This window comes from Micromonospora sp. NPDC005161, assembly GCF_053599855.1.
Window position 1 is genome coordinate 1 of the sequence record NZ_JBSFYQ010000022.1, and the last position, 18,508, is coordinate 18,508.

18 protein-coding genes are annotated in these 18,508 nt (G+C 73.2%); 11 read left to right on the top strand and 7 right to left on the bottom strand.

Features of this window, described 5'->3' with window-relative positions; genetic code table 11:
* Positions 1-119: 119 nt before the first annotated feature.
* Both ACWD5O_RS20985 and ACWD5O_RS20990 read right to left on the bottom strand, forming a co-directional pair.
* On the bottom strand, positions 120-353 hold the full coding sequence (locus tag ACWD5O_RS20985; protein ID WP_354963126.1) for a DUF7455 domain-containing protein: 234 nt from the start codon (positions 351-353) through the stop codon (positions 120-122).
* A 245-nt stretch (positions 354-598) separates the two neighbouring features.
* Positions 599-2,212, bottom strand: a complete 1,614-nt coding sequence (locus tag ACWD5O_RS20990) for an RNA polymerase sigma factor (protein WP_354963125.1) — start codon at positions 2,210-2,212, stop codon at positions 599-601.
* A 289-nt stretch (positions 2,213-2,501) separates the two neighbouring features.
* Between ACWD5O_RS20990 and ACWD5O_RS20995 the strand changes: the two genes are divergently transcribed.
* On the top strand, positions 2,502-3,323 hold the full coding sequence (locus ACWD5O_RS20995; protein WP_354963124.1) for an inositol monophosphatase family protein: 822 nt from the start codon (positions 2,502-2,504) through the stop codon (positions 3,321-3,323).
* Between the two features lie 89 nt (positions 3,324-3,412).
* Here the strand turns inward: ACWD5O_RS20995 and ACWD5O_RS21000 are convergent, their stop codons facing one another.
* A complete protein-coding gene (locus ACWD5O_RS21000; RefSeq protein WP_354963313.1) occupies positions 3,413-3,931 on the bottom strand; it encodes a LytR C-terminal domain-containing protein in 519 nt (172 codons plus the stop codon).
* A 433-nt stretch (positions 3,932-4,364) separates the two neighbouring features.
* Between ACWD5O_RS21000 and ACWD5O_RS21005 the strand changes: the two genes are divergently transcribed.
* Positions 4,365-4,661 (top strand): DUF4193 domain-containing protein, encoded by a 297-nt coding sequence (locus ACWD5O_RS21005; RefSeq protein WP_007075406.1) that lies wholly within the window; start codon positions 4,365-4,367, stop codon positions 4,659-4,661.
* Between the two features lie 120 nt (positions 4,662-4,781).
* Positions 4,782-5,579 carry a hypothetical protein gene (locus ACWD5O_RS21010; RefSeq protein ID WP_354963123.1) on the top strand — a complete coding sequence of 266 codons (798 nt, stop codon included), beginning with the start codon at positions 4,782-4,784 and terminating at the stop codon, positions 5,577-5,579.
* A gap of 27 nt (positions 5,580-5,606) precedes the next feature.
* On the opposite strand, the gene ACWD5O_RS21015 is transcribed toward ACWD5O_RS21010, so the two are convergent.
* On the bottom strand, positions 5,607-6,140 hold the full coding sequence (locus tag ACWD5O_RS21015) for a DUF3093 domain-containing protein (protein WP_387325311.1): 534 nt from the start codon (positions 6,138-6,140) through the stop codon (positions 5,607-5,609).
* 69 nt (positions 6,141-6,209) lie between these two features.
* On the opposite strand from ACWD5O_RS21015, the gene dut reads away from it, so the two are divergent.
* The 4 genes from dut (at position 6,210) to ACWD5O_RS21035 (ending at position 8,671) form a co-directional block, all read left to right on the top strand.
* Positions 6,210-6,752, top strand: a complete 543-nt coding sequence (dut, locus tag ACWD5O_RS21020; RefSeq protein WP_354963121.1) for a dUTP diphosphatase — start codon at positions 6,210-6,212, stop codon at positions 6,750-6,752.
* 25 nt (positions 6,753-6,777) lie between these two features.
* Complete coding sequence (locus tag ACWD5O_RS21025) at positions 6,778-7,455, top strand: DUF3710 domain-containing protein (protein ID WP_354963120.1); 678 nt, start codon at positions 6,778-6,780, stop codon at positions 7,453-7,455.
* Positions 7,456-7,581: 126 nt separating this feature from the next.
* Complete coding sequence (locus ACWD5O_RS21030; protein ID WP_089017103.1) at positions 7,582-7,962, top strand: OB-fold nucleic acid binding domain-containing protein; 381 nt, start codon at positions 7,582-7,584, stop codon at positions 7,960-7,962.
* A gap of 25 nt (positions 7,963-7,987) precedes the next feature.
* Positions 7,988-8,671: a DUF3159 domain-containing protein gene (locus ACWD5O_RS21035; protein WP_354963119.1), complete on the top strand. Its 684-nt coding sequence runs from the start codon at positions 7,988-7,990 to the stop codon at positions 8,669-8,671.
* Positions 8,672-8,699: 28 nt separating this feature from the next.
* Here ACWD5O_RS21035 and ACWD5O_RS21040 read toward each other — a convergent pair whose 3' ends face one another.
* Both ACWD5O_RS21040 and ACWD5O_RS21045 read right to left on the bottom strand, forming a co-directional pair.
* The gene (locus tag ACWD5O_RS21040) at positions 8,700-9,389 is read right to left on the bottom strand and encodes a potassium channel family protein (RefSeq protein ID WP_354963118.1); all 690 of its coding nucleotides are present in this window, start codon (positions 9,387-9,389) and stop codon (positions 8,700-8,702) included.
* Between the two features lie 3 nt (positions 9,390-9,392).
* Positions 9,393-10,058, bottom strand: coding sequence for a potassium channel family protein (locus ACWD5O_RS21045; RefSeq protein ID WP_354963117.1), 666 nt, complete (start codon positions 10,056-10,058; stop codon positions 9,393-9,395).
* A 163-nt stretch (positions 10,059-10,221) separates the two neighbouring features.
* On the opposite strand from ACWD5O_RS21045, the gene ACWD5O_RS21050 reads away from it, so the two are divergent.
* The 4 genes from ACWD5O_RS21050 to dxs all read left to right on the top strand — a co-directional run bounded on the left by ACWD5O_RS21050 (position 10,222) and on the right by dxs (position 16,872).
* Positions 10,222-12,300: an APC family permease gene (locus ACWD5O_RS21050; RefSeq protein ID WP_354963116.1), complete on the top strand. Its 2,079-nt coding sequence runs from the start codon at positions 10,222-10,224 to the stop codon at positions 12,298-12,300.
* Entirely contained in the window at positions 12,293-13,567 is a 1,275-nt protein-coding gene (locus tag ACWD5O_RS21055; protein WP_354963115.1) for a class I SAM-dependent RNA methyltransferase, read from the top strand. The genes ACWD5O_RS21050 and ACWD5O_RS21055 overlap by 8 nt, the downstream gene beginning before the upstream one ends.
* 48 nt (positions 13,568-13,615) lie before the next feature.
* Positions 13,616-14,785 (top strand): anhydro-N-acetylmuramic acid kinase, encoded by a 1,170-nt coding sequence (locus tag ACWD5O_RS21060; RefSeq protein WP_450086280.1) that lies wholly within the window; start codon positions 13,616-13,618, stop codon positions 14,783-14,785.
* A gap of 140 nt (positions 14,786-14,925) precedes the next feature.
* Complete coding sequence (gene dxs / locus ACWD5O_RS21065; protein ID WP_354963113.1) at positions 14,926-16,872, top strand: 1-deoxy-D-xylulose-5-phosphate synthase; 1,947 nt, start codon at positions 14,926-14,928, stop codon at positions 16,870-16,872.
* A 75-nt stretch (positions 16,873-16,947) separates the two neighbouring features.
* On the opposite strand, the gene ACWD5O_RS21070 is transcribed toward dxs, so the two are convergent.
* A complete protein-coding gene (locus ACWD5O_RS21070; protein WP_387325303.1) occupies positions 16,948-18,141 on the bottom strand; it encodes a hypothetical protein in 1,194 nt (397 codons plus the stop codon).
* Between the last annotated feature and the right edge of the window lie 367 nt (positions 18,142-18,508).

Genomic DNA, 18,508 nt, shown 5'->3' on the forward strand with positions numbered 1-18,508 from the left:
GCGCGGGGCGCGGGGCGCGGGGCGCGGGGCGCGGGGCGCGGGGCGCGGGGCGCGCGCAGAGAAAAGCCGACCGGAGACACCCTCGGGGTGTCTCCGGTCGGCTATGTCGGGTTGCGGATTCAGTTCGCCATCAGATCGGCGCCACGCCAACTGAAATCGGGCTCCGTTGCGAACCGGACGGTGATCTTCGCGAGATCCTCCGCGTACTTGTTCGCGTGGTGCCCACAGAAAACCAACTCGCTCCCACCCGCCAGAGTGATCCGGAGCTTGCCGGCAGCATTGCAGCGGTCGCACCGTTCATCGGCGGCTGGGGGCGCCACCGTCTCGGGCGGCGGCGTGAGGGTCGAGTTCATCGCCTTCCTCCTCTGGTCGTCACCGATGAACAATCTCTTCGGTCGTTGCTCACCTATCGTGCAACACCCTTGCCGGGCCTTGCCTTCCCTGTGTGCCCGCGGGGGACCGAGGTCACACATGGCTGGGACAGTGTGCCGTGCACCCAGGGTGCCACGTCAACGATCACATTCGTGCATCCGGACGATCACCATCTGGTGTTGCACACCAGGTGGTCAAAACGACACGTTCGGTTGACGAAACCCGCTCAGTCCAGGTAATCCCGGAGGACCTGCGACCGGGACGGGTGACGCAGCTTGGACATCGTCTTGGACTCGATCTGCCGGATCCGCTCCCGGGTCACCCCGTAGACCTGGCCGATCTCGTCCAGCGTCCGCGGCTGGCCGTCGGTCAGGCCGAAGCGCAGGCGTACCACACCCGCCTCACGCTCGGAGAGCGTCTGCAGCACCTGCTGGAGCTGGTCCTGCAGGAGCGTGAACGAGACCGCGTCGACCGCGACCACGGCCTCGGAATCCTCGATGAAGTCGCCGAGCTGGCTGTCGCCCTCGTCGCCGATGGTCTGGTCCAGCGAGATGGGCTCCCGGGCGTACTGCTGGATCTCCAGTACCTTCTCCGGTGTGATGTCCATCTCCTTGGCCAGCTCCTCCGGCGTGGGCTCGCGGCCCAGGTCCTGGAGCAGCTCGCGCTGTATGCGGCCGAGCTTGTTGATGACCTCCACCATGTGCACCGGGATGCGGATGGTGCGGGCCTGGTCGGCCATCGCGCGGGTGATCGCCTGCCGGATCCACCAGGTGGCGTACGTGGAGAACTTGTAGCCCTTGGTGTAGTCGAACTTCTCGACCGCGCGGATCAGGCCGAGGTTGCCCTCTTGGATCAGGTCGAGGAAGGCCATGCCACGCCCCGTGTACCGCTTGGCCAGCGATACGACCAGGCGGAGGTTCGCCTCCAGCAGGTGGTTCTTGGCCCGCTCGCCGTCGCGGGAGATCCAGCCCAGGTCGCGGACCATCTCCCGGGTGAGCTTCTCCTCGCCCTCGTCGGCCGCCCGCAGCCGCTCCGCGGCGTAGAGCCCGGCCTCGATCCGCTTGGCCAGCTCCACCTCCTGCTCGGCGTTGAGCAGCGGGACCTTGCCGATCTGCTTCAGGTATGCGCGCACCGAGTCGGCGGAGGCGGTCAGCTCGGCGTCCCGCCGGGCCTGCTTGAGCGCCTCGGACTCCTCGTCGTCCCACTCGAAGTCGTTGTCGGTGGCCGAGGCGGCGGCGTCGGTCTCGGCGGCCTGGGTCAGCGCGGCCGGCTCCTCGACCACCACGTCCTCGATCGTGGCGGCGAGCTCCTCCGGGTCGATCTCGCCGTCGGCGCCCTCGCCCTTCTTGCCGCCGGCCTTCGCCGGCTTGGCGCCGGCGGCCGCGGCGACCGTCGCCTTGGTGGCCCGGGTCGACTTGGTCGCGGCCTTCGCCGGCGCGGCGGCGGTGGCGACCTCGGCGGTGGTGCCGGCCGCCTTGCGCGGGGCCACCTTCCGCGGGCCCGGCGTGGACGGGCCGTCGTCGGAGGCGGGTGCCTGCTTGGGCGCCGGTGCGGCGGCCTTTTTGGTGGTCTTGGCGGTGGTGGCCCGGGACGCCGGCGTGGTCGAGCGGGCCGCCGCGACCCGGCGACGGGTGCTGGCCGAGCCGTCCACCACCACGGTCACTCCCGCCTCGGAGAGCGCCCGCAGGATCTTCTTGGCCTGGGCCGGAGTCACCTCGGCGGACTCGACGGTGCGCGCGAGCTGAGCCGACGTGAGCTGACCGCCGGCGCTCTGCGCGTGGGCGATCAGAGTGTCGGTGAGCGAGCGAACGTCGGCGCCGGGCTGGCGGGGTTCTGTCACGAATGACCTTCCGGAGGCGAAGAGCGGGTACGGCCGGGTCGTCCGGCACAGCGTGGGGCGACAGGCCGGGCGTTGTGGTGAGGGACCCCCGTGTCCCGGACCGGCCGGTGGTCGGCGGTCCGTGGCGCGTGGGCGCAGGGGTGAATTGTAACGCCGTCTGCGGCGATCATCCTGCGCCGCACGGCGTAACGGCGGCGGGGACCGCCGATTCGGCGCAGATGTGGACTTTGTAAGGATGATACTCACGCGCGGCCCGGAACGGCCCGCTCGTGCGGGAAGGGGACGTGGGATGGACCGTTCGGTGCCGGCGACCGAGGATTTGTTGGCTGTCGCGCTCGACGTTACGCGGGGCGCCGCGGCCACCGCGTACCGGATGCGGGCCGAGGGCGTCACCGTGGCCGCCACCAAGAGTACGGTCACCGACGTGGTCACCGCGGCCGACCGGGCGGTCGAGCGGCAGGTGCTCGACGCGCTGCACCGGCTGCGGCCGGGCGACGCGGTGCTCGGCGAGGAGTACGGCACGGGGGACACCGGGCCGGTCGGGCCGGGCGGCGTGCGCTGGATCGTCGACCCGATCGACGGCACCGTCAACTACCTCTACGGGCTGCCGTACAGCGCGGTGTCGCTCGCCGCCGAGGTGGACGGCGTGGTGGTCGCCGGCGTGGTGCGCAACGTCAGCACCGGCGAGGAGTGGACCGCCACGGCCGGCGGTGGCGCGTGGCGTGACGGCGTCCGGTTGCGCTGTTCCGGCGAGACCGACCTGGGGCAGGCGCTGGTCGCCACCGGCTTCGGCTACGACGCCGGTCGCCGGGCGCACCAGGCCCGGGTGGTGGCCGGGCTGATCGCGCACGTGCGGGACATCCGCCGGCTCGGCGCGGCCGCGCTGGACCTCTGCCTGGTCGCCGAGGGACGCCTGGACGCGTACTTCGAGAAGGGTCTGGCCGCCTGGGACCTCGCTGCCGGTGGGCTGGTGGCCGCCGAGGCGGGTGTGCGGGTCACCGGCCTGGAGGGGCGTCCGGCCGGCCCGGACCTGGTGCTCGCGGCCCCGCCGGCGCTCTTCGCGCCGCTGCACGACCGCCTGGCCGCCCTGGATGCCGCCGGCGGCCCCTGACCGGCGTGGCCGGTGCGTCCGAGGGTCCGTCGGCGACACCGAGCCGGCGGGCGGTGACGGAAGGGGTCAGCGCCCGCCGACCTGCCCGGTCAGTTCTTGGCGACCGGGGACGGGCACGACTCCGGGGGCGCCGCCGGGGCGCCCAGGTCACCGAGGGACTGGTTCACCTCGGTCGTCGTGGCGAGCTGCTGGAAGCGGCTGCCCAGCACCACGTCCACCGTGTCGTCGGTGCGCTTCGGGTCGTAGCCCGGCTCGGCGTTGTTGAGGAAGTACGCCTGCAGCAGGTGCGCCGAACCGACGCCCTTGGGGCCGTACCGCAGCACGGCCACCTCGTCGATCCCCTTGGGCGCGTTGCCGACCTTCTTGACCTGGAACTTGCGGTTGCGGAAGTCGTCCGCGACGCTGCCGGCCCGGCCCGGCTCGTCGGTCGCGTTCAAGACGTTGATCTTGACGTCCTTGGGCTCGTGCAGAGTCACGTCGGCCAGCGGCCAGCCATCGGGGCAACCCTCGGCCGTGCCCGCATTGCCCTGGGTGTCGCGGACCAGCGCGGTGATCACGAAGGCCAGGGCCAGCACCCCGAGCATGCCGACGACGACGAGTGCTCGCACTCGCGCAAAACTCATCTGGGCGCTCCCGGACGTCAGGTGGGTGGCGGCGGCCGCCAACGATCGCACTGACCGGCGGCCGTCGAATACGCCGCTGAGGTTAACGGTTGTCCGGCCGTCGCGTGGAAACAGTCCGACATGCCGGCGCGCCGACCGCGAACCGGGTACTACTACCCCTATCTTCGTGTCGCCTGAGTCACATTGGGAACAACTTGGGGGGCTGGGGCGTACATCTCAGCCGCAAGGGCGGTATACATGCCTCGCCCAAAGGGGGGGTAAGGTTCCGCGCTCGCAGGGGAGTCGCCCCAGCGGGCTCAACCCGTTCGGTCCCCGGGTCGGGTGCCCGACACAACTGGTGGCCGGCCAGCGGAACCGAAACAGCGTCGTCCGGCGTTACAACCGGAAGCGACAACATCGATATGGGAGAGTGAAACCGATGGCCACCGACTACGACGCCCCGCGTCGCGATGAGGTCGACCTCGGCGAGGACAGCCTGGAAGAGCTCAAGGCCCGGCGCGTCGACTCACAGTCGGGCGCGGTGGACGTCGACGAGGCCGAGGTGGCCGAGAGCTTTGAGCTGCCCGGCGCCGATCTGGCCGACGAGGAGCTCACGGTCAAGGTGCTACCGATGCAGCAGGACGAGTTCCGGTGCGCCCGCTGCTTCCTTGTGCACCACCGCAGCCAGCTGGCGGTCGAGCGTAACGGCGAACTGATCTGCCGCGAGTGCGTCTGACACTCACGACACCAGCGGCGGCCTCCTGATCGGGGCCGCCGCTGCCGGTGTAGCGATGCGCCACCGCTGGGTACCTGCTTGACTCGTAGGGGTAGCCACAGCACCGGGAGGTCCGACCCCATGAGCGATCGAGGCGACACCACCGGCGCCGGCGCGGACGACCTCGGCGCCACCGTCGCGGCGTTGACCGCGGACGACATCGAGCCCGCGAAGCGCCGCCAACTGCTCACCCGGATGGTCGGGCAGGCCCGCGCCCGGGGCATCGGCGACCTGTTCAAGCCCCGCTCCGCCGTGCGCTGGATGGTCGACACCGTCGCCGAGATCGCCCCGCACGTACCGGTGCGGGACCTGGCCACCCTGCGCCGGCACTTCCCGGGGCTGGACGACAACGCCCTGGCCGAGCGGTTGATCCGCAACGCGGCCCGGACCACCGCCGGGATCGGCGCCGCCGGCGGGGGAGTCGCCGCCGTCGAGTGGACGGTCGCCCCGACCCTCCTGTCTGCGCCGGTGCTGCTGGCCGCCGAGACGGTCGCCGTGGTGGCGGTCGAGCTGAAGCTGGTCGGCGAGTTGCACGAGGTGCACGGCGTGGCGCTGCCGGCCGCCGGCAGCCAACGGTCGGTCGCCCTGGTGCACTCCTGGGCCACCCAGCGCGGGGTCAACCCGATGCTGCCCGGCGTGGGGGTGGGCGCGGTGCTCGGCACCGCCGCGCGCAAGGAACTGCGGGACACCCTGCTCCGGCGCTTCGGACGCAACCTCACCACGCTCGGGCCGTTCCTCACCGGCGCGGCGGTGGCCAGCTTCCTCAACCGCCGGGCGACCCGGTCGATGGCCGACCAGCTCCAGGTCGACCTGCGTCGGCGCGGCATCGCCCGGCCGGCCCCGCCGCCAGCCCTGCCCGGCCCGCCGACCGGCACCTGAGCGGGCCGACACGCGGCGCCGCCGCGGTCAGCCCGGCTCGCCTGCCGTGCGGTCGACGCGGGCGCGGGCGTCCCGGGCGGTCAGCAGCGCCTCGGCCAGCTCGACCGGATGCCGGGTGCTCACCACCCAGAACGGGGTCGGGTCGGCCGGGTCGTCGAGCACCACCTGCACGGCCCCGCCGATCCACGGCCGCTGGACGACGAAGGCGAGCGGGTCCGCGCCTACCCCGAGCACCTCACGGCGGCCGGCCGCGTCCAGCGGCACCACGTCCGCCACGAAGCGCACCGGCAGCCGGGCGTCGTCCACCCGCAGCTCACCGTCGGCGACCGCGACCCGGATCCGGCCCAGCCACCACAGCCCGGCCGCGGTGGCCGGCAGCAGCACCGCGAACGGCAGCCAGGTGCGGACGCCGTCGGCGCCCATCCAGATCTCGACGGCCAGCAGCGCGGCGCTTGCCAGCCCGGCCAGCCACAACCACCAGGGCAGATCCAGCCGTTCGGCGTACGCCGTGCGGGCCACGACCGGTGGCTGACCGGCGGACGGAGAGGGCGACATGCTCACTCCTGCGAGGGTACGGCGCACGACGGCCCGGGTAACCGGCAGGATGGCAGGGTCACCCCGATCCACCGGATGGAAGAGAGACCCGTGACCGACGTCGTACCCGTGCCCGTACGGCTGCTCGATGCCGAGCTGCCGCTGCCCGCGTACGCCCATCCCGGCGACGCCGGGGCCGACCTGGTGGCGGCCGCGGACGTGGAGTTGCCGCCCGGCGGCCGGGCCCTGGTGCCCACCGGCGTTGCCATCGCGCTGCCCCAGGGGTACGTGGGCCTGGTCCATCCCCGCTCCGGCCTGGCGGCCAGGCTCGGCGTGACGGTGCTCAACGCGCCCGGTACGGTCGACGCCGGCTACCGGGGTGAGATCCTGGTCAACCTGATCAACCATGATCGGGAAACGCCGGCGAAGATCTCCCGCGGCGACCGGATCGCGCAGCTCGTGGTCCAGCGGGTCGCGCGGGCGCGGTTCGAGCCGGTGGCCGAGCTGCCCGGGTCCCAGCGCGGGACCGGTGGGCACGGCTCCACCGGCGGGCACGCCGGGCTGGTGCCGTCGCCGGCGGGCCTGGTCGAGCAGCGGGACGAGCCGAGCCGCGGGCAGACGGAAGAGGTGGCAGGGTGAGTGTGAACAGCGGAGGGTGGGCGCAGTGATCTTCTCCCGAAAGCGGGCCGATGCCGGGCGGCACACCCGTGACGAGCGGACCACCGAGGTCGGCGGCCAGAGCACCGAGGAGTCGACGCCGACGTTGGAGCGCGGCCCGTACGACATCTCCGAGGTCAACGACGACGTGCAGCGGCTCGACCTCGGCAGCCTGCACATCCCGGCGGTCGCCGAGGTGGAGGTGCGGGTGCAGGCCGACCCGCAGGGCGTGATCCAGCAGGTGGTGCTGGTGCACGGGGAGAACGCGCTGCAGCTCGGTGTCTTCGCCGCCCCCCGGTCCGAGGGGATCTGGGACGAGGTGCGCGAGGAGATCCGCCAGTCGCTGCTCCGCGACGGCGCCACCGCCCAGGAGGTCGACGGCGAGTACGGCCCGGAGCTGCACGCCCAGGTGAACACCCCGGACGGCCCGACCAATCTGCGGTTCGTCGGCGTCGACGGGCCGCGCTGGATGGTCCGCGGCGTGTTCCAGGGCCCGGTGGCCCTCGACCCGGCCACCGCCGGGCCGCTCGCCGAGTGCCTGGACGGCCTGGTGGTCGACCGGGGGCAGGAGGCGAAGCCGGTCCGCGAGCCGCTGCCGCTGCGGCTGCCCAAGGAGGTCGCCGACCAGGCCGACGCCGACGCCGAGGCCGGGGACGCGTCCGCCGCTGAACCGCGCCAGGTCTGACCCACGCGCACCGGCCCGCCGGAACCGCCCCCGTCGGCGTACGCTGGCGGCACGGTTCCGGCGTCGCCGGCGGCCGGGCCAGTGCCGGCCGGGGCCGGTGATCGTGGAGAGGGTGACGCGGAGGTCATGACGACCGACGAGAGCCGGGTGTCGCTGCGGCGCATCCTGCAACGGCTCACCGCCAGCGAGGCCGAGATCGACGCGCAGGAGCTGCGTCGGGAGAGCGCCGAGTGCGGCGGTGTCCCGGCCCAGCAGTGTTCCCGGGGCCAGGTGGTCTCGGTCGCCGGTCGACTGCGCACGGTGGTCTACACGCCGCGGACCAACCTGCCCACCCTCGAGGCCGACCTGTACGACGGCAGCGACGTGGTCACCCTGGTCTGGCTGGGTCGGCGGCACATCGCCGGGATCGAGCCGGGGCGGCACCTGACCGCGCGCGGCCGGGTCGCGGTGCGGGACGACCGCAAGGTCATCTACAACCCCTACTACGAGCTGGACTCGCCGAAGTGACGGCGTTGCGGACGGAAGGCCGGCGATGACGACGGGACAGCACCGGGCGGCGCAGCCGGAGACCGGTCCTCAGGACGACGAGCGGCTGCCGACGATCGCCGAGCAGATGGCCGACCAGCTCGGCGGCTGGCGGGGGCTGGTCGAGTCCAGCATCCCGGTGGTGGTCTTCGTCATCGCCAACATCATCGGCGAGCTGCGGCCCGCGGTGATCGCCTCGGTGGCTGTCGCGCTGCTGATCGCCGGGCTGCGGCTGGTCCAACGCCGGCCGATCCGGCACGCGGTCAACGGGCTGTTCGGCGTCGGCATCGGTGCGGCCATCGCCTGGCGTACCGGCGACGAGCGCGACTTCTACCTCCCCGGCATCCTCTACGGCATCGGCTACGGCATCGCCCTGCTGGTCTCGGCGGCCATCCGGCAGCCGCTGGTGGGCTGGATCTGGTCGGTGCTGGTGGCCAAGGGTCGTGCGGAGTGGCGGGACGACCCGAAGCTGGTGCGCACCTTCACCCAGCTGACCGTGCTCTGGGGCGTGGTCTGGCTGGCCAAGGTGGGCGTGCAGGCGGGGCTCTACCTGGCGCACCAGGACACCGCGCTGGGCGTGGCCCGGCTGGCGCTGGGCTACCCGCCGTACGCGCTGCTGCTGCTGATCACGGTCTGGACGGTGCGCCGGGTCACTCGGGAGTCGCAACCGACCCCGCTGCCCGGCGCCTGAGCGCAGCGCCGGGCCGCCGGGCGACGGCTCAGCGGGAGCTGCGGGTCCGCTCGACGCTGTCCGGGCCGAGGATCACCGCCCGGACCTGGTCCTCCACCTCGGCGGTGCAGACGAAGACCAACTCGTCGCCGGCCTCGATCGGGTCGTCCGGGCTGGGCACCAGGACCCGCTTGCCGCGCAGGATCGCCACCAGAGCGGAGTCGCGGGGCAGCGGCACGGCGTGGATCGGCTGACCGACGTACGGCGCGGTCGGCGGCAGCGTGATCTCGACCAGGTTCGCCTCGCCCTGCCGGAAGGTCATCAGCCGGACCAGGTCGCCGACGGTCACCGCCTCCTCGACCAGCGCCGCCATCACCCGCGGCTTGCTCACCGCGACGTCCACGCCCCACTGCTCGGTGAACAGCCACTCGTTTTCGGCCCGGTTGACCCGGGCGACCACGCGGGACACCGCGAACTCGGTCTTGGCCAGCAGCGACACCACCAGGTTGACCTTGTCGTCGCCGGTCGCCGCGACCACCACGTCGCAGCCGGCGACGTTGGCCTCCTCCAGGCTGGCCAGCTCACAGGCGTCGGCCAGCACCCACTCGGCGGCCGGCACCCGGTCCGGGCGCAGCATCTTCGGTTGGCGCTCGATCAACATCACCTGGTGACCGTTGTCGATCAGCTCCTGGGCGATCGAGCGGCCCACGTTGCCGGCGCCCGCGATGGCGATCCGCATGGCTCACTGTCCCCCTTCCGGCGGCGTCGCCGCCACCGACGTGACCGTCGCCACGATGTCGTCACTGACCAGCATGAAGACCTGGTCACCCTCCTGTACGACGGTCGAGGCGGTGGGCAGCGTGCCGATGCCGAAGCGGATCAGATAGGCCACCCGTGCCCCGGTCGCCTCCTCCAGCGCGCGCACCGACCGGCCGATCCAGTCCTTGTGCACCGGGACCTCGACGATCGACACGGTGCTCGTCGGGTCGCGGAAGATCTCCACGTTGCCCTCCGGCACCAGGTGCCGCAGCATCCGGTCCGCCGTCCAGCGCACGGTCGCCACGGTGGGGATGCCCAGCCGCTCGTAGACCTGCGCCCGGCGCTGGTCGTAGATCCGGGCCGCGACCCGGGACACGCCGAACGTCTCCCGGGCCAGCCGGGCGGAGATGATGTTGGAGTTGTCGCCGCTGGAGACGGCGGCGAAGGCGTCCGCCCGCTCGATGCCGGCCTGCCGCAGCACCTCGCCGTCGAAGCCCGCCCCGGTCACCGTTATCCCGGCGAAGTCGGGGCCGAGCCGGCGGAAGGCGTCGGCGTCCTGATCGATCACCGCCACCGAGTGCCCCCGGGACTCCAGGCTGTGCGCGAGGGTCGACCCGACCCGGCCACAACCCATGATCACGACGTGCACGCTGTCCCTCCCAAGGTGCGTACCGCTCCCGCTGCCGGTGGCCTCCGAGTGCGAGCCTGCCACGTCCCGGTCGGAAGCGGGGACCGACCGTACCCCGCCGCTCCAGCCAGCCGTGATCGCCCACCCCCGCGCCCCCGCCGTGGTGGTCGTACTCTTGGCGTTCGTGGCCAGTCCCACCTCGCTGCTGAAGCGGCTGCTCCTCGGTCGACCGTTCCGGTCCGACCGGCTGCAGCACACCCTCCTGCCGAAGCGCATCGCGCTGCCCGTGTTCGCTTCCGACGCGCTGTCCAGCGTCGCGTACGCGCCTGACGAGATCCTGCTAACCCTCTCCATCGCCGGCGCGTCGGCGTACGTCTTCTCGCCGTGGATCGCGCTGGCGGTGGTCGTGGTGATGCTGACGGTGGTGGCCAGCTACCGGCAGAACGTGCACGCCTACCCCTCCGGGGGCGGCGACTACGAGGTGGCCACGGTCAACCTGGGCCCGAAGTTCGGCGTCGGCGTGGCCAGCGCCCTGCTGGTCGACTACGTGCTCACGGTGGCGGTGTCAGTCTCCTCCGGGGTGGCGAACCTCGGTTCGGTGCTGCCCTTCGTGGCCACCCACAAGGTCATGATCGCGGTGGCGGCGGTGGTGCTGCTGAGCGCGGTGAACCTGCGCGGCCTGCGTGAGTCGGGCACCGCGTTCGCCATCCCCACCTACGGCTTCGTGATCGTGATGGGCGGGATGCTGCTCACCGGGCTGGTCCGGGTCTTCGTGCTGGGCGACGAACTCCGCGCGCCGAGCGCCGATCTGGTGATCCAGGCCGAGCACAGCGTGACCGGTTTCGCACTGATCTTCCTGCTGCTGCGGACGTTCAGCTCGGGCGCCGCCGCGCTCACCGGAGTCGAGGCGATCTCCAACGGGGTGCCGGCGTTCAAGGCGCCGAAGAGCCGCAACGCCGCCACCACGCTGCTGCTGCTCGGCACCATCTCGGTGAGCATGCTGGTCGGGATCATCTGGCTGGCCCGGTTGACCCACCTGCAGTTCGTCGAGGACCCGGCCCTGCAGATCGTCTCCGGTCCCGAGGGGTACGTGCAGAAGACCGTCACCACCCAGCTCGGCGAGACGGTCTTCGGGTCCGGGTCGATCCTGCTCTACGTGGTGGCCGGCGTGACCGCCCTGATCCTGTTCCTGGCCGCGAACACCGCGTTCAACGGCTTTCCGGTGCTCGGCTCGATCCTCGCGCAGGACCGTTACCTGCCCCGGCAGTTTCACACCCGGGGCGATCGGCTGGCCTTCTCCAACGGCATCGTCTTCCTCGCCCTCTTCGCGATCGTGCTGATCGTCGGCTTCCAGGCGGAGGTGACCCGGCTCATCCAGCTCTACATCGTCGGGGTCTTCGTCTCGTTCACCGTCTCCCAGGTCGGCATGATCCGGCACTGGAACCGGCGCCTGCGCACCGAGCGGGATCCGGAGGCGCGTCGCCGGATGCAACGGTCCCGGGCCATCAACACGTTCGGCGCGGGCCTGACCGGTACGGTGCTGGTGATCGTGCTGATCACCAAGTTCCTGCTCGGCGCCTGGATCGCGATCGCGGCGATGGCGGTGATCTACCTGTTGATGCTGGCCATCCGTGGGCACTACGACCGGGTCGCCCGGGAGTTGACCCCGCCGGACGAGGGCCGCGCCGTGCTACCCGCCCGCAACCACGCGATCGTGCTGGTCAGCAAGCTGCACCAGCCGACCCTGCGGGCCATCGCGTACGCCCGGGCCACCCGGCCGGACACGCTGACGGCGGTGACGGTCAACGTGGACGACAAGGACACCCGGGACCTGCAGGTCGAGTGGGAACGGCGGGAGATGGCCATCCCGCTCACCGTGATCGACTCGCCGTACCGGGAGATCACCCGGCCGATCCTGGACTTCGTCGCCTCCACCCGCCGTAAGTCGCCCCGGGACGTGGTCACCGTCTTCATCCCGGAGTACGTGGTCGGGCGCTGGTGGGAGAACCTGCTGCACAACCAGAGTGCGCTGCGCCTCAAGGGGCGGCTGCTCTTCGAACCTGGGGTGATGGTGGTCAGCGTTCCGTGGCAGCTCGCCTCGACCGCGAGCAAGAACCTGGACCGGCTGGACGCCACGCTGTCCCGGACCCCGGCGCGCGGCCCGCGGGTGGCCCCGCCCGGCACCCCGCCGCCGGTCGTCAGCGCGCCGTCCGGCGAGAGCGGCCCGGTCGACGGCGGCCCGGTCGGGACCGGCCGTGACTGAGCCGGGAGTACGGCGGGCCGAGACACCACCGCCGCCGGAGCGCGGGCTGGCCGAGGCGGAGCTGGTCGAGCTGACCGTCGACGCGGTCGCCCCCGGCGGGCACTGCGTGGCCCGGGTGGACGGCCAGGTGGTCTTCGTCCGGCACGCGCTGCCCGGCGAGCGGGTGATCGCCGAGGTCACCGAGGTGCACCGGGGGTTCGTCCGCGCCGACGCGGTGACCGTGCTGGAACCCTCGCCGGACCGGGTCGAGCCGCCCTGCCCGTACGCGAAGCCGGGCGCCTGTGGTGGCTGCGACCTGCAACACGTCGCACCCGACGCGCAGCTGGCCTGGAAGGCCGCCGTGGTGCGTGAGCAGTTGGTCCGCCTCGGTGGGCTGACCGACGCCGAGCTGGACCGGCTCGGAGTCCGGGTCGAGGCGCTGCCCGGCGGGCTGCTGGGCTGGCGCTCCCGGGTCCGCTACGCGGTGGACGCCGCCGACCGGGCCGGCCTGCTCAAGCACCGCTCGCACGAGGTGGTGCCGATCGACCGCTGCCGGATCGCCCACCCGGCCATCCAGCAGCTGCCGGTACTCACCCCGACCGGCGCGCGCTGGCCGGCCGCCGAGGCGGTGGAGACCGTCGCCAGCACCGGCGGGGACGTGACCGTCGCGGAGGTCCGCGACGGTGCGGCAACCCCGGTGAGCGGGCCGACGACGGTCCGCGAGGTGGCCGCCGGGCGGGACTGGGAGCTGCCCGCGTCCGCCTTCTGGCAGGTGCATCCGGCGGCTGCGGACACGTTGTCCACGGCTGTGCTGGAACTGCTCGACCCGCGACCGGGCGAGGTGGCCTGGGACCTCTACGGCGGTGCTGGACTGTTCGCCGCCGGGCTGGCCGCTCGGGTCGGTGCGACCGGCCGGGTGACCCTGGTGGAGGCATCCGCCCAGGGCGTCGCCGCCGCCCGGGAGAACCTGGCCGACCTGCCCCGGGTCGAGGTGGTGTCGGCCCGGGTCGAGACGGCGCTGGCCCGCCGACGGATCACCGGCCCGGTCGACGTGGTGGTCCTCGATCCGCCGCGCTCCGGGGCGGGCGCCCCGGTGGTGCGCGCGCTGGCCGCCGCCGGTCCGCGCGCGGTGGCGTACGTGGCCTGCGACCCGGCCGCCTTCGCCCGGGACGTGCGCACCTTCGCCGAGCTGGGCTGGCGGCTGGAGGCAGTGCGCGGTTTCGACCTGTTCCCGATGACCCAGCACGTCGAGCTGGTCGGGCTGCTGCTCCCGCCCGCTGCGCGTTAGCAGGGGACCCTTCCTATACACGAGGCGTTAACAGGGGGCCCTTCCTTCATGCGGATCGTCGGGTTGATGTCGGGGACGTCGTACGACGGGGTGGACGTCGTGGCGGCGGAGTTCACCGCCGAGGGGGACACCCTGTGGCTGCGCCCGCTGGGGCACCGCGGCCTCGACTACGACGAGCGGCTGCGCGCCGAGATCGCCGCGCTGCTGCCACCGGCGGCCACCACCATCGAGGCGGTCTGCCGGCTCGACAACCGCCTCGGAGAGGTCTTCGCCGAGGCGGCGGCGGTCGGCGTGGAGCTGGCCGGCGGGCGGGCCGACGCGGTGGTCTCGCCCGGGCAGACGGTCTTCCACTGGGTCGCCGACGGGGTGGCCCTCGGCACCCTGCAACTGGGCGCGGTGGCCCGGGTGGCCGCCCGGGTCGGCGTACCTGTGCTCAGCGACCTCCGCTCGGCGGACATCGCCCTCGGCGGGCAGGGCGCGCCGCTGGTGCCGGCCTTCGACGCGCTGCTGCTGGACCCGGCAGACGGCGCCGCGGCGCCGCGCGCGGCGCTGAACCTCGGCGGCATCGCCAACCTCACCGTGGTCGCGCCGGGGGCACCGGTGCTCGGGTACGACGTGGGCCCGGCCAACGCCCTGCTGGACGCGGCGGCCCGGCGCTTCCTGGATCGGCCGTGCGACCTCGACGGCGCCCGGGCGGCAGCCGGCCGGGTGCACCCGGGGCTGCTCGCCGAGCTGCTGGCCGAGCCGTACTACGCGGCGCCGCCGCCGAAGTCCACCGGCAAGGAGCTGTTCCACGCCGGCTACCTGGACCGCCACCTGGCCGCGCTCGGCGCGCCGGTGCCGTTGGACGACCTGCTGGCGACGCTGACCGAGCTGACCGCCCGGGTGGTGGCCGCCGAGTGCGACCGGCACGACGTGGTCGAGGTGGTCGCCGCGGGCGGCGGTGTGCGCAATCCCACCCTGCTGGGCCGGCTCGCCGCGCTGGGCGCCGGCCGGTGGCGGTTGCGCGGCACCGACGAGCTGGGCGTGCCCGCGCAGGCCAAGGAGGCGTACGCCTTCGCGCTGCTCGGGTGGCTGTCCTGGCACGGCCTGCCCGGGTCGCTCCCGTCGGTGACCGGCGCCACCCGGGGCGCGGTGCTCGGCTCCTGGACCCCGGCCGGGCCGGCGTACCCCGGAACGCCGGCCGACCCGCCGCGCCGGCTGCGGATCCGGTCCTGACCAGGCACGCGCCCACCCGCCGGGTGACCCGGCCGAACCGTGTCTGACCGAACGCTCAGCCGGCGGGTGCGGACCGGGTCCGAGCGTGCGGTGCTCGGGCCGGGCTGCGGAGTACCGGAGGGCCGATAGACTCTGCGGTCATGAGCGTTGAAGAGGACAGGGCCAACCACGGTCGGCTGCTGGGGACGGTGCGCGGTCCGCAGGACGTCAAGCGGATGTCCGGCGAGGAGCTGGACGTCCTCGCCGCCGAAATCCGGGACTTCCTGATCGCCAAGGTCTCCCGCACCGGCGGGCACGTCGGGCCCAACCTCGGTGTGGTCGAGCTGACGCTGGCCATGCACCGCGTCTTCGACTCCCCCCGCGACCGGCTCCTGTTCGACACCGGTCACCAGTCGTACGTGCACAAGATCCTCACCGGGCGCCAGGCCGGCTTCGACAAGCTCCGCCAGCGCGGTGGCCTCTCCGGCTACCCCAGCCAGGCCGAGAGCGAGCACGACCTGATCGAGAACTCGCACGCCTCCACCGCGCTCTCCTACGCCGACGGCCTGGCCAAGGCGTACGCCCTGCGGGGCGAGGCGCGCAGCGTCGTGGCCGTGGTCGGCGACGGCGCGCTCACCGGCGGCATGTGCTGGGAGGCGCTGAACAACATCGCCACCGCCGGCAACTCCCTGGTCATCGTGGTCAACGACAACGGTCGGTCCTACTCGCCCACCATCGGCGGGCTGGCCGACCACCTCTCCTCGCTGCGGCTCAACCCCGGCTACGAGAAGGTCCTCGACACGGTCAAGGACGCCCTCGGCTCCACGCCGCTCGTCGGCCGGCCGATGTACGAGGTGCTGCACGCGGTCAAGAAGGGCATCAAGGACGCCGTCGCCCCGCAGGCCATGTTCGAGGACCTCGGCATCAAGTACGTCGGCCCGGTGGACGGGCACGACGTGGCGGCGGTCGAGTCGGCGCTGCGCGCGGCGAAGAACTTCGGCGGCCCGGTGATCGTGCACGCGGTCACCCGCAAGGGCTACGGCTACCGCCCGGCCGAGGAGGACGAGGCGGACTGCCTGCACGGCCCCGGCAGCGCCTTCGACGTGGAGACCGGCGCCCTGCTGGCCGCCCCCTCGGTGAAGTGGACCCACGTCTTCGCCGACGAGCTGCTGGCCGTCGCGGACGAGCGGCCGGACGTGGTGGGCATCACCGCCGCGATGGCGGAGCCGACCGGCATCGCCAAGCTGGCCCGCAAGTACCCCGAGCGGGTGTACGACGTGGGCATCGCCGAGCAGCACGCGGCCACCTCGGCGGCCGGGCTGGCGCTGGGCGGCCTGCACCCGGTGGTCGCGGTCTACGCCACCTTCCTCAACCGTGCCTTCGACCAGGTCCTGCTCGACGTGGCGATGCACAAGCTGCCGGTGACCTTCGTGCTGGACCGCGCCGGCATCACCGGCCCGGACGGCCCCAGCCACTACGGCATCTGGGACATGTCGGTCTTCGGGGTGGTGCCCGGGCTGCGGATCGCCGCCCCCCGGGACGCCGCCACCCTGCGCGAGGAGTTGCGCGAGGCGCTGGCCGTCAACGACGGCCCGACAGTCGTGCGCTTCCCGACCGGTGCGGTCGCCGCGGACCTGCCGGCGCTGCGCCGGGTCGGCCCGGTCGACGTGCTGGCCGAGTCGGCCCGCACCGACGTGCTGCTGGTCGCCGTCGGCTCCTTCGGGCAGCTGGGCATGGAGGTGGCCGCCCGGGTCGCCGAGCAGGGCTACGGCGTCACCGTGGTCGACCCCCGATGGGTCCGCCCGGTCCCGGCCGAGCTGGTCGAGCTGGCCGCCGGCCACCGACTCGTGGTCAGCGTCGAGGACGGCGTGCGGGTCGGCGGCGTGGGCGACGCGCTCGGTCAGGCGATGCGTGACGCCGACGTCCGGGTGCCGCTGAAGGACCTGGGCGTACCGGCCGACTGGCACCCGCACGGCACCCGCGCCCAGATCCTCGCCGACCTGGGCCTGACCGCGCAGGACGTGGCCCGGAACGTCACCGGTTGGATTTCCGGTCTGGACGCCACCCCGGACCGCCTCACCCCCACCGACGCCACCGCCCAGAACTGACCCACGGCACACGACGGCGGGCGGCCCCTCCGGGCCCGCCCGTCGTTTCCGTGCGCCCCGGGACGACGGGGTGGGTCAGCGGGGGCTGACCGAGCGGTAGTGGGTCTTGTCGGTGCCGGCGAGGCTGAAGGTCTGGGGGCGTGACGGTTCGGGGATGACCACCAGGCCGGGGCGTTCGACCAGCAGCGGGGTGCCCGGCGGGACGGAGAGCGAGTTGTCCCGGGTGGCCCGCCAGCTGAGCACCACCAGCGGCTGGCCGGGCACCGGCAGTTGGTACGTCTGCAACGGTGTGGCCCGGTCGGCCGGTGAGACCACCGGCGCGCTCCCGTCCGCCGGTCGGTAGACCACCGCGGTCATCGTGCCGGCGTCGGTGGCCCAGCTGAGCTGCTGCAACTCGGCCGGCTCGCCGCCGCCGAGAGCGACCTCGCCGAGCGAGCGGATCGTGAGCTTCGCCATCGGCCAGGACGTCGGCACCGACCGCGGCGCGTCGCGGTCGCCGATCCGGCGGGGGATGCTGCCGAAGGGGCCCCGGTCGTCGGCCAGCACGCAGGTGTCCAGGCCGGTGAGCGCCCGCCGGCCCGTGCCGGACTCGTCGCGTACCAGCGGATAACGCGGATCGGCGGTGCCGGTGCCCAGGTCGAGGAGCCGGTCGGCGGCCCGCCCCCGGGGCAGCGACTCGGTGGCCCGCAGGGTCGCGGTCACCGGGACCGCCGCGCAGGCCGGCACGTCGACCGGCGCGCTGAGGCCGTCGGCGACGGTCAGCGCCCGGCCCTGCGGCCCGAGCAGCCGCTGCACCCGGGCGGAGACCAGGTAGCGCCGGCCGCCGGGGGCCTGCACCGGCAGCACGTCGGAGTAGACCAGGTAGCCGGGGTCGGTGTACTCGGTGGCGCGGGTGACCGCGTACCGGTCGCCGTCGCGGGTGAGTTGCAGCAGCCAGGAGGCGCTCTCGCCGGGCACGTCCGTGGCGACCAGCGCCACCGGGGCGCCCTCGACGCGTCCGGAGAAGAGGATGCCGGACGAGGGCAGGTGCGCCCGATCGTCGGCGGGTGACCGCCAGGCGCGTACCGCGTCGGTGACCGCCGCCGTCGTGGTGGCGTCGCCGGACAGGTCGCCCCGGGGCGGCCACACCGTCAGCGTGCCGTCCAGGCTGTCGTACCCGACCCGCAGATCCTTCGGCTTGCGGTCGGCGACCGGGCCGCATGCCGTGGCGGCCAGCAGGGCGGCCAGCAGGACGGTGAGCGCCCTGCCGTGCCGGCGGTCTGGAGTCACCTGATCCGCCCTCCCGATCGCCTCGTCGTCGCTGTGGGAAAGCGCCATAGTACGAGATGTCCGACGCGACGCCTCCGGTGGCGGTCGGTCCATCCACCACATTGGACGACACCGGGGTTTAAATACCCTTTCGTCGCTCGGGTAGACTCCGCCGACTGTGACGCCTGCCGAGTCCCGCGCCCTGTCCGCGCCGCACCGGGAGGCGGAGGCCCGCTCCGACGAGACAGTGAGCCACCACACTTCGGCCGCCGCTCCCGTCGCGCCCGCCAGGGTTCCCCGCGTCGCCGAATCCGTGCTCGCGGGGCCGCCCGCGGCGCCGACGTCCGCGCCCGCCGCGGCCGGGGCGGACGAGGAAGCGGAATCCGCA

Coding starts and splice junctions, on each gene's coding strand:
- ACWD5O_RS21005 (WP_007075406.1), top strand. CDS start 4,365: ATGGCCACCGACTACGACGCCCCGCGTCGCGATGAGGTCGACCTCGGC.
- ACWD5O_RS21010 (WP_354963123.1), top strand. CDS start 4,782: ATGAGCGATCGAGGCGACACCACCGGCGCCGGCGCGGACGACCTCGGC.
- ACWD5O_RS21035 (WP_354963119.1), top strand. CDS start 7,988: ATGACGACGGGACAGCACCGGGCGGCGCAGCCGGAGACCGGTCCTCAG.
- dut (WP_354963121.1), top strand. CDS start 6,210: ATGGAAGAGAGACCCGTGACCGACGTCGTACCCGTGCCCGTACGGCTG.
- ACWD5O_RS21060 (WP_450086280.1), top strand. CDS start 13,616: ATGCGGATCGTCGGGTTGATGTCGGGGACGTCGTACGACGGGGTGGAC.
- dxs (WP_354963113.1), top strand. CDS start 14,926: ATGAGCGTTGAAGAGGACAGGGCCAACCACGGTCGGCTGCTGGGGACG.
- ACWD5O_RS21040 (WP_354963118.1), bottom strand. CDS start 9,389: ATGCGGATCGCCATCGCGGGCGCCGGCAACGTGGGCCGCTCGATCGCC.
- ACWD5O_RS20985 (WP_354963126.1), bottom strand. CDS start 353: ATGAACTCGACCCTCACGCCGCCGCCCGAGACGGTGGCGCCCCCAGCC.
- ACWD5O_RS20995 (WP_354963124.1), top strand. CDS start 2,502: ATGGACCGTTCGGTGCCGGCGACCGAGGATTTGTTGGCTGTCGCGCTC.
- ACWD5O_RS21030 (WP_089017103.1), top strand. CDS start 7,582: ATGACGACCGACGAGAGCCGGGTGTCGCTGCGGCGCATCCTGCAACGG.